Here is a 14,259-nt window from a genome sequence, read left to right as displayed (position 1 = left end):
GGAACTTCCCGCTCAATCGCCGCCATACCCCAAAAATAAACAGGGTTATCGAGTTAACCCGTACTCCATAGGCGCGGGCCACCAAGCTGTGGGCCAACTCATGAGCCAGCAGAGAAAGAAACAACCCCACCGCCGTCAACACCCCGTAGGAGAGCACCAGCAGGAGGGCCGCCGGGAACCAGGTGTAGTCGATGAAAAAGGGGATCCCCCACAAGCTACCGATGCGCAGGCGACTGGTCATGACGATACAACTCCTTACACAGCTCTCACTGGGGAGAAGGCCCAGGAAGGTGCCGTTGAAGACGACAAGCAGCCCCTTAACTTGGGATCCCTCTCCTCCACTGTAGCCCTTCTGCCGGGCCTTCCGTTCCCTTGCGGCTCCCCCGGCAGACAGCGGGCCTGCCCTATCCCTAGAGGTTCTTAAAGATCTTCTCAGAGCACAACACTACCTACAACACCAGACCCCCGAAGATTGTGATAACGTGGTTGGGCATTGGGTCGGCGGGGTTGCCAACCGGCGCTCAAGAGTCGGAACTACCGAGCTTTGCAGAAGAGGTGTGGCTATGGTGTGGACTTCGTCCCGCTCAGGCGAACAGAGCAAAGAAGTACAGGGACTTGATCCCGCTGAAACGACGGGATCCCTGCCTCTGGGCGAGTTTCCGGCCACAGCCCCGGCGGCCAGCCCGGTGTTCTACCGCACCTACAGCCGTCGCCGCCCGGATGGCAACCGCGAGACTTGGGGCGAAGTTTGCGAGCGCACCTTGGCCGACATCGCCCGGCTGGGGCGTTTTACCCCCCAGGAGCGGGAGCTCGTAGAGCGCATGCAGCGGCAGTTGAAGGCGTTGATCTCCGGTCGAGCCTTGTGGGTGATGGGCACCGACTGGATCCAGAAGCCGGAAAACTTCTCCGGTGCCTACAACTGCACCAGTTTGGCGGTGGTGGACTGGCGGGCCTTTGGCCTGATGATGGATCTGGCCATGATGGGCTGCGGCACGGGAGCGGTGCTGGAACCGCAGTTCATCCGCCAGTTGCCCCCCATTGTCAACCGCCTGCGGGTTCACGTGAAGGGATCCATCGGCACCACCCCTCCCGAAGAGCGGCAGGAGCACACCCGCATCCAACGGCAGGGATCCCAGGTGCACATCCAGGTGGGGGACAGCCGCCGCGGCTGGGTGGAGTCCTACCAAGCGCTGCTGGAGCTGGCGTCGGATCCCAGCTTTGGGGGCCAGGTGGAAGTGACAGTGGACTTGAGCGATGTCCGCCCGGCTGGGGAGCGACTGAAAGGGTTTGGGGGCGTAGCCAACCCCATTAAGCTGCCCGGCTTGTACGAGCGCTGTGCCGCCATCCTCAACAGGGCGGTAGGTCGGCAACTGAACTCGGTGGAGTGCTGTTTGCTCATCGACGAGGCGGCGGTGGTGGTGGTGGCGGGAAACATTCGTCGTAGCGCTGGCATTCGTCAGTTTGCTGCCGACGACCAGCTGGGATCCACCGCCAAAGACAACCTCTGGCAGCAGGACGAAAACGGCAACTGGAGAATTGATCCCGAGCGAGATGCCCTGCGCATGGCCAACCACACGCGGGTGTTTCACCGCAAGCCGACGCGGGAAGAATGTATTGAGGCCGTGCGCAAGCAGTTTTACTCCGGTGAGGGCGCCATCCAGTGGGCCGGGGAAGCTGTAGCGCGGGCCAACGCCGACCTGCTCAACACCCCAGAGCTCAAGCGGGAGTTCCTCGACGTCTATGCCTCGCAGGGGCCAGAGGGAGCCGGACGCTGGATAGAAGAGCGGCAGGCAGCTACCGACTCTCCGTTCCTCCAACTCCCGGCATGGCATAGGGTACAACGGTACGGGCTGAACCCCTGCGTTACGGCCGACACCTGGATCCATACCGGCGACGGCCCGCGCCAGGTGAAAGACCTTATCGGCAAGCAGCACAGCACCTATGTCAACGGCGAGCTATTCAGCACCACGCCAGCCGGGTTCTTCTACTCTGGCACCAAGCCCGTGCTCAAGCTGTTGACCGAGGAGGGGTTTTCTCTGCGGCTGACAGGCAACCATCGGGTTCTCAAGGTCATCGCCCAGACCCCAAAGGCACAGTACACCGAATGGGTGCCGGCAGAAGACCTGCGCCCGGGCGACCGCATCCTGCTGCACAACCATCGCCATCTAACCCCGTGGGATGGTGAGGGAACCTGGGAGGAAGGCTGGCTCCTGGGGAATTGGTTGGGCAACGGCAGCCTTGCGACGACCCAGTGGAACGACACAGCTGTATTGCGCCACTGGCAGGATACCCAAGACGAGATGAACCCATATGCGGTTCAGCGGTTGCAAACTGCGGTGGGGTGCGAACCTCGCCGGCCAGAGACCTGGTATCACCCTGAGCTGAAGTGTCGGGTTATCCATTCCACCGGCTTGGCAAGACTGGCGGCCAAGTTCGGCATAGCTCCAGGACAGAAAGAAATGACTGCGGCAGTCGAGGCCACCAGCTGCGATTTCCACCGCGGCTTCTTGTGCGGCCTGTTTGATGCCGATGGCAGCGTGCAGGGGCTTAGCGTGCGGCTCTCCCAAAGCAACCTGGACACCCTCAAAGCCGTGCAGCGCATGCTTGCCCGCCTGGGGATTGTCTCGGCCATCCGTCCCGCTGGATATCACCTGCTGCCCGCCAGCCAGCGCCAGCCAGCCGCGCAGCACGAGCTGGTTATCGCTCACGAGCTGGTTATCACTAAGGACAACCTGCACCAGTTTCAAGCAGTAGTGGGCTTCCGCGAACCCCGCAAAGCCCAGAAGCTAGGCGAACTGCTGGGCAGCTATCAGCCCCGGCTTAACCGAGAGCGGTTTGCCGTCACGGTTGCAGCGCTGGAGCCTGACGGGGTGGAACCGGTCTATGACTGCACCGTGCCCGGCCCCAGCTGCTTTGATGCAAACGGGCTAGTCGTCCACAACTGCGGCGAGATCATCGGATTCGACTTCCACTGCAATCTGGCCGAGATCCACCTCAACCGGCTGGATCCCCAGAACTGGCAGGAGCAGGAAGACGCCTTCACGGCGGGAGCCCTCACGGTGGCAGCTCTGCTCCACCACCACTTTGTGGAACCTCGCTTCCAGCGCTCGCGGGAATGGGATCCCATCGTCGGCGTCTCGTTCACAGGCCTGTTCGACTTTTGCGTCAAAGCCTTTGGGGTTGAATGGCTGCGCTGGTGGCAGGAAGGGAGACCCGATACCCCCATCGGGAAGGAATTCAAGCAGCAGGAGCGGGAATACCTCAGCCGCTGGAAGGAGATCGTCCACCGCGTGGTCTGGGACTACTGCGACCGCCACAGCCTGCGCCGCCCCAACCGCTGCACCACGGTTCAGCCCGCCGGCACCAAGTCGCTGCTCACCAACGCCTCTCCCGGCTGGCACCCGCCCAAAGCCCAACGCTACATCCGCCGCATCACCTTTGCCAAAAATGACCCGGTGGCGCTGGCCTGTCTGGACTATGGCTACTCGGTGGTACCTGCTCAGGCGGACAAAGATGAAAACGGGAACTTGCTCAACGACCCCTTTGATCCCCGCTGTACCGAATGGCTGGTGGAACTGCCTGTGGAAGTAGAATGGGCCAACCTGCCCGGTGCTGGCCAGATCGAGATCGAGCAATTCTCGGCCCTGGCCCAGTTTGACTTCTATATGCAGGTTCAGAAGTACTACACCACCCACAACACCTCCGCCACCATCGAGCTGCGGGAGGACGAGGTGGAAGCTCTGGGATCCCGTATCTACGAAGCCATCCGCGACGACGAGGGCTACATCAGCGCAGCGCTGCTGGCCCGCTTCGATGCCCCCTTCCCCCGCCTGCCCTTTGAGAAAATTGACAAGCCCACCTACGAACGACTGGTGGCCGAGGTCAAGCAGAGACGGCGGACAGATAACTTCTTCGCGGCCCTGGCCCGCCACGACCGCAACCTGACCCTGACAGCAGAGGGGCCGGCAGGGTGTGACGCTCTGGGGTGTCTGTTGCCAGATTCGGCGCCTCAGAGCTAGTTCCCCAAAAGGGTTCCCCCTGCTGCCGACCAACCCCATCGGATGCAAAGGCGCGACCGAGCTCCCTGCTGTGATACCTTTGTAGGGATTCCTCACAACCCCAGGGATCCCTTCTGCCCTTGGAATCGGCCCCATGCAAGACGAAAAAGACACGCTTCGCCAACAGCTTCTCACCCTGCAAAGCGAGGCCCTCGCCCAAGTGGAACAAGCTGACGGTCTGGAGGCTCTGGAACAGATCCGCATCGACTACCTGGGCAAGAAAGGTAAGCTCTCCAAAATCTTGGGGGGAATGGGGAAGCTGCCCCCAGAAGAACGGCCTGCCATTGGCGCTTTGGCCAACACCTTTAAAGAGGCCCTCCAATCCAGTCTGGAGCAGCGCAAACAGGCCCTTGGTGAAGCTCAACTGCTGGCCCGCCTAGAAGCAGAGCGCCTGGATGTCACTATGCCCGGGCCCCGTCGGCCTCTGGGGCGGATCCATCCGCTGCAGGCCACCATCGACCGCATGCTCGATATCTTTGTGGGAATGGGCTACACCGTGGTGCATGGGCCTGAGCTCGAGACGGAGTACTACAACTTCGAGGCCCTCAACACCCCTGCCGACCATCCGGCGCGGGATATGCAGGATACCCTCTACCTGGCCAATGGCTACCTGATGCGTACCCAAACCTCCTCGGTGCAGGTGCGCTACATGGAGCAACACCAGCCGCCGCTGCGCATTGTGCATGCCGGTCGGGTGATGCGCCGCGATACCGTGGATGCCACCCACTCCGCTGTGTTTCACCAGATGGAAATTTTGGCGGTGGGCGAGAACCTCACCTTTTCCGACCTGAAGGGCACCCTCAACACGTTCATCACCCGCCTATTGGGCAAGCGAGAAACCCGCTTTCGGCCCAGCTATTTTCCCTTTACCGAGCCTTCTGCTGAGATGGACGTGCGCTTTGGCTCGAAATGGCTGGAAATCTTCGGCTGCGGCATGGTGGATCCCAATGTATTTCAAGCGGTGGGCTACGACCCGGAGCGCTACACCGGATTTGCGGCAGGGATCGGCATTGAGCGGATGGCCATGCTCCTCCACGGCATTCAGGATATCCGCCTGTTTTATACCAGCGACCTGCGCTTTCTGTCTCAGTTTTAGGTGGCTATTGGGGGACGAAACCCTCACCCTCAGCTGTGCCAGACCTTCGAAAAAACCTCTGTCAGGAAAAGGTTTGCTTGTAGATCAACTGCAATTGTTCTAGCTCATCTTGGCGGGCAGCACGGCGCAGCAGGCGCATTTGCTCTTCGATGAGCTGGCGAGCCTCATTACGGCTAATCGGATCGAAGACCAACTCCTCCATGGCAGCAGGATCCCCGCTGTTATCCGGCGGCCTGAAGTAAACCCGAAAAAAGAGCCTTTGGGCGTAGAGAGTGGTGAAGAGAGCCTGATTTTCGTCGACCTGACACAGGCTGTAGAGCAGACCAAATGTGGGGTGATTCAGATACAACTCATTCATGCCCAATAGCGTATCACTCTTGGGGGAGAGGAGAGACTTTTCTTCCCGGTCGGTGCCAGAGAAAGTTCTGGAAATGATGTGGCTATGGCTCTTGAGACCAAGGGCTTAAATCACAAGTTCCGCCCAGCTCGATTTTGGCTGTTGCGACTGGATTCAACATTAGCAAACTAACAAGATTTTGGGTCAGGCTGTTACCGCCGCTGCTGTTCCCGCACCTTCCTCTTCGTGTCATTCAATTCGTTTTCCACCTCTAGCTGACGAAATTGCTCTTCCAATTCATCCCAAGCCTCGAAAGGTTTTCCCCAAGGGCTGAAATTCCGGTCCGGGTTGTCGATGCCTTTGGCTTGCGCGGCTCTTACCTCCTGCAGCTTAGCCTTCACTTCTTGGCGGCGCTGGCGAATCTGCGGCAGCAGGGCTTCCATTTGTTGGATTTTCTCCTTTTGGGCTTTCATTTGACCCCATAGCTGGCTGCCCCTCTCCAACAGCTCAGCCTCCCGGCGTCGCGCTCCTTCGGCCAGATCGGGACGATTGGCCCGCTGCGCCTTCTCAATGCGAAAGTGCCAGGTTTTAATCTCCTCGGCTAAGTTGAGAATGCTTTTTTGGAGAGCCTCCTCTTGGACGCGGCTTTCCTGCAACAGCTGCAGGGTATCCGATTCCTGCTGGCGCAACTGCTCATCGAGGGCTTGCAGCTCGATCTCGGGGTGGGCCCTGAGAAATTCCTCCAGGCGGGTTTCCAAAAATCGGATGATATCTTCGATCAGTTTCATGGACGGATCCTCTTCCCAAGCCCTCAGTTGCGTTTAGAGTAGCCCAAGCTGGGCCATCCTAGATAGGGTTATCCCATGCCCGTTTAAGACATTCCCTTCGACCTTCACCCAAAGTGAGGCCAGGGATCCATCCGGCACGCCAGTTCACCGCAACTGGGAACTCTCCTGAACCCAACTGCCCCCAGGCGGATCCCTCTCAATCCAGCAAACGGCCATCTCCAACCCGGATAATGCGCTGGGCGGCCTGGGCTACTTCAAGGTCATGGGTGACCACGACCAGGGTGATGCCCTGCCGGTGGAGCTCCGCAAAAAGGTTCAGCACTTCCTGGCCGGTATGGCTATCCAGAGCCCCAGTCGGCTCATCAGCCAGCAACAGTTGGGGTCGGTTGACAATGGCACGAGCAATCGCCACCCGCTGCTGCTGGCCGCCGGAGAGTTGGGCCGGACGCTGCTGCAGTTTGCTCCCCAAGCCCACTTGTTCTAGGGCTTGCTTGGCCCGCCGGCGTTGCTCCGGCTCCGGGATCCCAGCATAGGCCAAGGGCAGCATGACGTTCTCCAGCGCTGTCAGGACGGGCAGGAGATGGAACTGCTGGAAGACAAAGCCGATTTTTTGGTTGCGAATGTGGGCCAAATCGCGATCGGTCAGGGTGGAAACTTCCACCCCATCCAGCCAGTAGCGCCCTGAGCTGGGCCGATCCAAGCAGCCGATGAGGTTCATCAGGGTGGATTTGCCGGATCCAGAGGGCCCCATAATGGCGCAATACTCTCCCGGCTGGATCGCCAAGTCGATATCGTAGAGGGCCTGAAAACTGCCCTCCGGCAGTGGATAGACTTTGTTCACCCCGACCATCTGCACCACGGGCGGGCTGGCCGCAGCCAAGGCCTCGGCTGGGCGCTCCAGGGATCCGACCGGCCCACGGCGATGATTTGCCCAGGAATCTTGCTCAAGCATGGTTGGCACCGCGACTTGCCCCATTCTAGCCTTTGGGCTTCCCTGGCTTGACGGCTAACCGGAAGAGCGGATCTCCTGCGGCTGATGGTAGGGGCAGCTCCCCTGGGGATCCACCCTGAGGCGGTAGAGGGGGGAACGCTCCTGATCACAGCGAAAGGCTTGGGTCTGGGAAGTCAAGATCTGGCGGGCAAAGCGACAATTTTGGCACTTTTTGCCACCGTGATGACTGGATACAGAAGGCTGTTTTGGACGCGGCACGATCCCTGCTGGAGAAGGGGCAGCCTCTGCCGGGCGGATCAGCTCCCGTGGAGAAAGGCCGCGCAGCACCAGTTCGGATCCCTGCCAGCGGGCTTCCACCAGGCCGGTATCGGCCCAGGCCAGCCAACGGGGATCCTGGGTGATCTGGGGCGGCAGACGCACCTGTACCCCCGCCAAAGTCCGCGGCGACCCCTGCTCCTGCCAAACTTCTTCCACCTCCCCCTCATAGCGCAAAGGGGGATCCCTGATCTCGGCGGGGGAACCGGCCTTCAGCTCCGCGAGCCTAACTGGGGTTTGTAGGTGCCCATCGGGCAACTCCAGCCAATGCCCAGGCTGAGGGCAGTGGACATGGTAGCGATTGCACAGCTCCGGCAGATCCGCCAGATCCTGAGCCTGCTTGGGGTCGGCGTGAACCAAGACCAAATGCTGGGGGCGAAAGGTGTGGATGATCTGGGTGAGATGCCCGACATCGTTGTGGCTGTGCCAGGTTATCCATTCAACGGCAATGCGGGAGCGCAGCGGCGCCGGCCAACGCTCAAATGGGGTGGCCAGCTCCACTTCCGGCAGCCGCACCAGCAGACAGGAGCGCTGCGGTTGGGCCAACAACCTCGACCAAATTGGATCCCAAGCCTCAGGCCCGGCATCGGCGTCGCACAGCAGCAAGCCTTGGGGCAGAGGATCCGCTTCGGTAAGGGGCTGAACCCGCGGCTGCAGGCGGTCTTCCCAGAACAAGGGCTGGTAGGTGGCGAAATTGCGCACCGGCTCCGGCAGGTAGGTGAGCAAGCGCTCGTAGAGATTGCAGCCTGCCGCCAGCCCCGGCGCCACCCATATCTTGAGCTCTTGGGGGGCTTGGGTAAAGCGGTGGTGGGCTTTGAGGAGAAAGATCAGCTCCTGCCCCAACCCCAACACTGGCAGGGGAAACAGCACCGTTTGCCCCGCTTCCAAGGCGCTGAGCAACCGCTCCACCAGGCGATTTTCCAGGTGACGACGGGGTGGATGGCGGGTGGATCCCAGCGAAGCCTCGATGAGCAACACGTCCGGCTGCCAGTGGCGCAAAGCAATGAGATCCAAGCCGGGGGCAAAGCGAGTTGAGGCCAGGGAACAGTCGCCCGTGTACACGCAGGCTTGGGCCGGAGTGGTTTGGGTATTTTGCAGCAGGGTTGCCGCCGCTCCCGGCAGATGCCCAGCCGCAAAGAAAGTGAGCATCAGATGGGGCAAAATCTCTCGCGCCCGGCCCAAAGGCAGCGCCCGAAAGGGGGGAAAGCGAATGTCCCGGTCGTAGCCTGGCCAAACGCCACACTCCCACAGACCAGCGGCCAAATGAGCAGTCACCGGCGTGGCGTAGAGAGGTACCTGAGGGTAACGACGATGAAAAGCAGGTAGCCCTTGCACATGGTCAAAGTGAGCATGGCTGCAGATTACCGCATCCGGGATCCCTGGCAGAGCCTTAAAGAGGGCAGGAGCGGGCAACCCGCAATCGAGAAGCAAACGGTGGGATCCCATCTCCAGCCAATAGGCACAGCCCTGCTGCCAGGGATCCGTACCCAGGGGGAGCAGTCGAAGGGGGGGTCTCTCTGACTCCACAGGTGTGTCGTTCTGAACCTAGAAGACCGCGTTCAATCCTGCAAACAGGAGGGGCGACTTGGCCAGGGATCCCCCCTCTCCACCGGTACACCTCCCCGGAGAGTTGGAGACAACCTGCGCCGATCCACTTATCCTACACTTCTCACAGCATAGCGTTTGCCCACCATCTGCCGCGGCAGCCTGCCATTTCATCCATGCAGCAGCTGAATGGATGTGGGGATTTGGTTTTGCGATGAACTTGTCTTGGCTTGGCAGCCTATGGGTCGGCGCTCTCTTCTGTCGCCGCAGCGGCGCTGCTGCTGGGAAAAGCAAAGCCGGCAAAATCGTGATCGTCGGGGCGCACCGTCAGGATCATCAGGTTGTAGAAGGCCCAGACCAAGCCAAACAGCAGCTCAGGCCAAGAGGGATCCCAACTGCCGGCAAAACGCAGGGATCCCACCCCCATAGCCAGAAAAGTCAGCACAATAGCCAGAGCCTGAGGTCCTAAGGAGAGCTGGGAAGGCTGCTCGGGATAGGGGGGCACTCCCTGCAGACTTTGCACCAGCGCCTGGATGGACTGAAAAAACTGGCTGCCCGTCTGCCGTTCCGACTGCCAAGCTGCCCCCCACAGATGGGGGGGAAAGGCCAAGAGCCAACTGATGCGCCCCAGGAGAGCATAAGGCAAAAACCACGCGAAGAAGACCCGGTCAAAGGCCGGCACCGGCATCCACCCCGTGCAGAGAAAGACCATCGGCACCGCCAAGTAGACCAGCTCCGCCATCCCACCGGCAGCCCAGAGGGCCAGCCACAGGTATTGAAAGCGCTGCTGCTGCGTGGTCGGCTTGCCCCAAAAGGGGTTTTCCCTCAAGGCCGAAAACAAAGCCAGCAAAGCAACGCGGCGGTTGCGCAAGGGCAACAAAACACCCGTAACCTGGGTTTGGCGAACCAATTGAGACTGCCAGCCACGGCAGTGCATCTGACACCCCAACTGCACAGGGCGGCGAATGTCGATCTGCGGGATCCCTTCCAAAGCCTTGCGCCGGATGAGACAGCCAGAACCCAACAGGGGTGCCGCCTGGTAGCCCTGGGATCCCACCGCCAAGAGCTGCTGCAGTGGGTGAACGGCTCTGGGCTGGCCTAGGGTGCGCAGCATTGCCTGCACAAAGCCAGTTCGGTTGACAATTGGAGCCCGCTCCGGCGAGTCGTAAAAGTGGGGCAAGGTCTGCCACAGGAAGTCCCGCTCGAGAAAATGGCCCGGCTGTACTAGGAGGAGATACTCCCCTTGGATATGAGGGGATCCCATCGCGTAAGCCAGGGGGTCGGTTGTGGGGCTAGGGCAGGCCCAGTATTCGCAGGGAATGGCCCGCGCCGCCTTGGCCATCTCCTCATCTTCTACCCGATCCACAATGTGGACAAACAACCGCTCCCACGGGTAGTCGAGGTGCAGAGCCGAGAGCACTGTTTGCCGGGTTGCCTCCAGAGAATCCCACTGGCGCAGCACCAGTACATCCACCCGCGGCAATTGGAAAAACGACCGCCGCAGGACCTCTGGGGATGGGATCGTCTCTCTCGGCACTTGGGGATAGCGGCTGAGGGTAAAGCCCACCGCCGCCAGCCAAACATACAGCTCTGCCCCCCAAAACAAAAGGGATCCCAAATCCATCAACCCGGCTGTCAGTCGCCAGTAGAGGTACATCACCCCGGCAATGAGGTGAAGCAACCCTGCCCAGCGAAACAGATACACTCGCATCAACTTCCTGCCTTCCGTGCTTTTGCCATTTTCGCCCTCGAAGGGGCAGGGATCCCTAGCTCCTCTTCTCTTCCGGCTGGCCCCAATCCTCAAGAACGAAAAAAGTTCAGGAATCAGCAACAGCAAAACTCTGTCTGCTCTGGAGCAGACAGTTTTCAGCCCGGCAAGCAGCTTGGTCGACAGAAGCGAGAATCTTCTCTTGCGGAAGAAACTCTCCCAGGCAGTTTCAAAGCTGGGCCTTTCCCTACTGGGCAGCCACCTCAGCTGGGTAGACACTCACCTTTTGCCGCCACTTGCCATAGCGCTCAAAAGTCACAATGCCGGTGACCACAGAATACAAGGTGTCGTCGCCGCCGATGCGCACGTTCACCCCTGGGTGAAACTTGGTGCCCCGCTGCCTGACCAGAATGTGGCCGGGATGCACCAGCTCGCCCCCATAGCGCTTCACCCCCAGCCGCTTGGCATTGGAATCTCGACCGTTGCGAGTGCTGCCCGTTCCCTTCTTATGAGCCATAACGCCTCCTATGCAACTGCGTGATCAACAGAAACGAGATAAAAAAATCGGGATTCAGGACACCTGAGTTCAGAGTTTATTCCTCATCCCCAGGGATCCCTGTCGCCGCTGCCGAAGGGGCTGCCTCTGGGTTAGACTCTGGAGCCGCTTCCGTACGGGATGGTGCCGTGGCTAGGGGCACCCCATTGAGTTCAATAGACTCGATCAGCAGACGGGTCAGCGGTTGCCGATGACCCCTCTTTTTGCGGGTCTTTTTCTTTGGCCTCATCTTGTAGACGATGATTTTATCGCCGCGCCGATGCTGTAAAACCCGTGCCCTGACGACCGCCTCCGAAACGTAGGGATGCCCCAACGTGATTTGTCCCTCGTGGTTGATCAACAGCACACGAGACAAATCGAAGGGGCTGTTCTCCTCCACTTCCGCCAGGCGATCGACCTCGTAAAAACGCCCCGGCTCCACCCAAAGCTGCTTACCGCCAGTTTCCACAATTGCGTAAGTCATCCTTCTCCTCTGCCGTACAGGTGCCCTGCGGGGGTCTTGAAACCTGATCCGAGCATTGACAGCGATCTTAGATCGTAGCCGAAAAAGCCGCCGTCCGTCAGCTGGGTTTGGTCGAGGACTGGCTTGCAACAGTTCCGGTCGAGCAGTGGGACGGACTCCCCAAGCACCTCATGCTGTTGCCCCCCAGCCCCTTTCCCAGAGGAAGAGGGGAGTTGGGAAGCAGTTGGGAAGCAAATGTGCAGCATCTGAGGCGACCGCAGGCCAGAGGTTGCAGAGTCATTCTTTGCTATTCGGTCAGCTTCTCCCAAGCAGCCTGAAGGGCAGCCTGCATGCGCTGAGCGGCGCGGCTGAGGCGATGTTGCCAGGTTTCCCACTTGTGTTGCAGAAACTCTGCCGCCTCGTCCAGTAGGGAGAGATCGAACTTGCCCCCTTTGGCCAGCTCGTCCCGCACCTGCTTCACCTTAACGCGCACCACCTCCGGCGGATCCTGTGGGCCAACCAACGCCTTGAGGCGATCCCCCATGCGCTGGATAAGCTGTTTCACCTGCCGAGATTTTTCGCTCCAAAAGTTCTTTAAGCCTTCCGCTTCCGATTTCAGCCGTTGCGGAGCATCCTCCTTAACCACCACCGCGTCCACATCAATGGCTTCCACGTCCTCAGGCAGGAGAACGGCGCGCCCCCCCCAAGGCTCGGCAATGCTGCCACCCAGAATATAAGCGGCAATCGCTCCAGTCTCCCAGTCAAAGAGAAAATCCTCAATCCAGCCGACCTCTCGATTCCCAATGCGCACTGTGCGACGGTAAAGAGAGCTGATGGGGGTTAGGGGGGTATCAAAAACGGTAGAGTAGGTCAGCAGCGCGTCTGGCCCGATGAGAGAAATCTGCTCCAGAGGGGTGTATCCCTGCTGGCTGGTGAAGTAGCATACCCGCCCCGTTGGGTCAACCCAGACTTCTTCTACGGTGCCCAAGGCGGTAGCAGTGCTGCCATCGAGGGCCAGCAGGCCCACCACTTGGCTACGTCGGATGATCTGTTCCATAGGGTTCATCGAAGTTTATCTCCTTGATGGGTTAGCTGGATGGGTTAGCTGGGCAGCCTCAAAATCCGCGGTAATGGCGCAGTTGCCCCCTGAGCCGGGCAATTTCCTGAGCCATGTCCAAGACCATCGCCGCCCCCGTCCAGTTGAGGCCTAAGTCTCGGTGTAGGCGGCTCATTTGCAACAACCGCCTGAGCTGTTGGGGGGTCAGGTAGCTGCTCTCGGCCTCCACTAAGCCCTGAGCCAGCAGCCATTCCAGCAGGTGGGGAGGGATCCCCAGCAGTTCCGTGGCCTGCTCGAAGGTATAGAGCCGTTCTTCTACCCGCACAATGGCCAAACTCATAGACTCACCTCCTGCAAGTGGGCGCGGGGATCCCAGCTACGGCTTTGGCGCAGCTTTTCGTAGAGATCCCGCTCGGTCTGGGAAAGGGATTTGGGTGCCACCACCTTCAGCCGCACCAGCAGGTCGCTCCGCTGGCCTTGGGGATCCCGCCAGCCTTGGCCCCGCAGCCGCAGGGTTTGGCCGCTGTCTACCCCGGCAGGGATCCTCAGTTGCACGCGACCCGTAGGGGTGGGAACTTCCGCCGTCCCTCCCAAAGCCGCCTCGTCAGGAGTAATGGGCAGCTCGCAGAGCAGGTTGTCTCCGTCAAAGCGGAAGAAGGGATGGGGGGGCAGCTCCAAAGTGAGGTAGAGATCCCCTCTTGGCCCGCCAAAGGGGCTGACCTGGCCTTTGCCCTTGACGCGGATGCGACTGCCCGGCTTAGCGCCGGGGGGAATGCGGATAGTTAGCGTTTCTCCATCTAGGTTCAGCCGTTTCTGGGTGCCGTGGAAAGCTTCTGCCCAGCTGAGACCCAGAGTGCCCTCCACATCCTGCCCCGGCAAATCCACCGAAACAAACGGCCCAAAGCCGCCGGCGAAGCCCTGGAACCCGCTGCGGCGGGAGCCCATACGGCCCAGCAGCTCGTTGATAAACTCCTCGAAGCTGGCGTATTGGGCGAAGCCCTCCATGCCCGGCATTCCAGCAGCAGAACCAGTACCCACCCGCTGCCAGTACTGCCCAAACTGGTCGTAGCGCCGCCGCTTCTCTGGATCAGAGAGCACCTCGTAGGCTTCGTTGATCTCCTTAAAGCGTTCCTCTGCCGCCTTGTTGCCGGGGTTCACGTCGGGGTGATACTGGCGGGCCAACTTGCGATAGACGCGCTTGATTTCCTCGGCAGAGGCATCTCTGCTGACGCCCAGGATCTTGTAGTAATCCTTGAAGTCACTCGCAGCCATAGGCTCACCCCTGCAAGGTTAGGTTAGAGTTTTTCGGGCTATTCTCAGGATATAAGGCTGCAGCTAAAAAATTGGAGCAGACCCAGAACACGTACAGGCAGAGCGGCGAGATGGCGCTTTACTGTGCTCTCGC

At 60.2% G+C, this 14,259-nt stretch carries 12 protein-coding genes and 1 pseudogene; 2 read left to right on the top strand and 11 right to left on the bottom strand.

Annotation, left to right across the window (positions count from 1 at the left end):
- A pseudogene (locus NW837_RS06160) lies at window positions 1-241 on the bottom strand (hypothetical protein); the annotation flags it as partial.
- A 322-nt stretch (window positions 242-563) separates the two neighbouring features.
- Between NW837_RS06160 and nrdJ the strand changes: the two are divergent.
- Window positions 564-4,019, top strand: coding sequence for a ribonucleoside-triphosphate reductase, adenosylcobalamin-dependent (nrdJ, locus tag NW837_RS06155; protein ID WP_414329874.1), 3,456 nt, complete (start codon window positions 564-566; stop codon window positions 4,017-4,019).
- A gap of 133 nt (window positions 4,020-4,152) precedes the next feature.
- A complete protein-coding gene (pheS, locus tag NW837_RS06150; protein ID WP_011432376.1) occupies window positions 4,153-5,154 on the top strand; it encodes a phenylalanine--tRNA ligase subunit alpha in 1,002 nt (333 codons plus the stop codon).
- Between the two features lie 61 nt (window positions 5,155-5,215).
- Here the strand turns inward: pheS and NW837_RS06145 are convergent, their stop codons facing one another.
- From NW837_RS06145 to NW837_RS06100, 10 genes are all read right to left on the bottom strand, one after another.
- Window positions 5,216-5,512: a PipX family protein gene (locus NW837_RS06145; RefSeq protein ID WP_011432377.1), complete on the bottom strand. Its 297-nt coding sequence runs from the start codon at window positions 5,510-5,512 to the stop codon at window positions 5,216-5,218.
- Window positions 5,513-5,703: 191 nt separating this feature from the next.
- Window positions 5,704-6,279 (bottom strand): TIGR04376 family protein, encoded by a 576-nt coding sequence (locus tag NW837_RS06140; protein WP_414329872.1) that lies wholly within the window; start codon window positions 6,277-6,279, stop codon window positions 5,704-5,706.
- Between the two features lie 196 nt (window positions 6,280-6,475).
- On the bottom strand, window positions 6,476-7,231 hold the full coding sequence (locus tag NW837_RS06135; protein ID WP_011432379.1) for an ABC transporter ATP-binding protein: 756 nt from the start codon (window positions 7,229-7,231) through the stop codon (window positions 6,476-6,478).
- Window positions 7,232-7,285: 54 nt separating this feature from the next.
- Entirely contained in the window at window positions 7,286-9,073 is a 1,788-nt protein-coding gene (locus NW837_RS06130) for an MBL fold metallo-hydrolase (protein WP_414329871.1), read from the bottom strand.
- A 256-nt stretch (window positions 9,074-9,329) separates the two neighbouring features.
- Window positions 9,330-10,802 carry a cellulose synthase gene (locus NW837_RS06125; RefSeq protein WP_414329875.1) on the bottom strand — a complete coding sequence of 491 codons (1,473 nt, stop codon included), beginning with the start codon at window positions 10,800-10,802 and terminating at the stop codon, window positions 9,330-9,332.
- Window positions 10,803-11,046: 244 nt separating this feature from the next.
- Complete coding sequence (gene rpmA, locus NW837_RS06120; RefSeq protein ID WP_011432382.1) at window positions 11,047-11,316, bottom strand: 50S ribosomal protein L27; 270 nt, start codon at window positions 11,314-11,316, stop codon at window positions 11,047-11,049.
- 76 nt (window positions 11,317-11,392) lie between these two features.
- On the bottom strand, window positions 11,393-11,818 hold the full coding sequence (gene rplU / locus NW837_RS06115; protein WP_414329869.1) for a 50S ribosomal protein L21: 426 nt from the start codon (window positions 11,816-11,818) through the stop codon (window positions 11,393-11,395).
- A 286-nt stretch (window positions 11,819-12,104) separates the two neighbouring features.
- Window positions 12,105-12,863 carry a photosystem reaction center subunit H gene (locus tag NW837_RS06110; protein ID WP_414329867.1) on the bottom strand — a complete coding sequence of 253 codons (759 nt, stop codon included), beginning with the start codon at window positions 12,861-12,863 and terminating at the stop codon, window positions 12,105-12,107.
- Window positions 12,864-12,912: 49 nt separating this feature from the next.
- Window positions 12,913-13,194 carry a chaperone modulator CbpM gene (locus tag NW837_RS06105; RefSeq protein WP_011432385.1) on the bottom strand — a complete coding sequence of 94 codons (282 nt, stop codon included), beginning with the start codon at window positions 13,192-13,194 and terminating at the stop codon, window positions 12,913-12,915.
- Window positions 13,191-14,126, bottom strand: coding sequence for a DnaJ C-terminal domain-containing protein (locus NW837_RS06100; RefSeq protein WP_011432386.1), 936 nt, complete (start codon window positions 14,124-14,126; stop codon window positions 13,191-13,193). Before NW837_RS06100 ends, NW837_RS06105 begins: the two co-directional genes overlap by 4 nt.
- Between the last annotated feature and the right edge of the window lie 133 nt (window positions 14,127-14,259).

Source organism: Synechococcus sp. R6-10, assembly GCF_047461815.1.
Lineage (GTDB): Bacteria > Cyanobacteriota > Cyanobacteriia > Thermostichales > Thermostichaceae > Thermostichus.
This window is presented reverse-complemented; position numbering and strand designations above follow the sequence as displayed.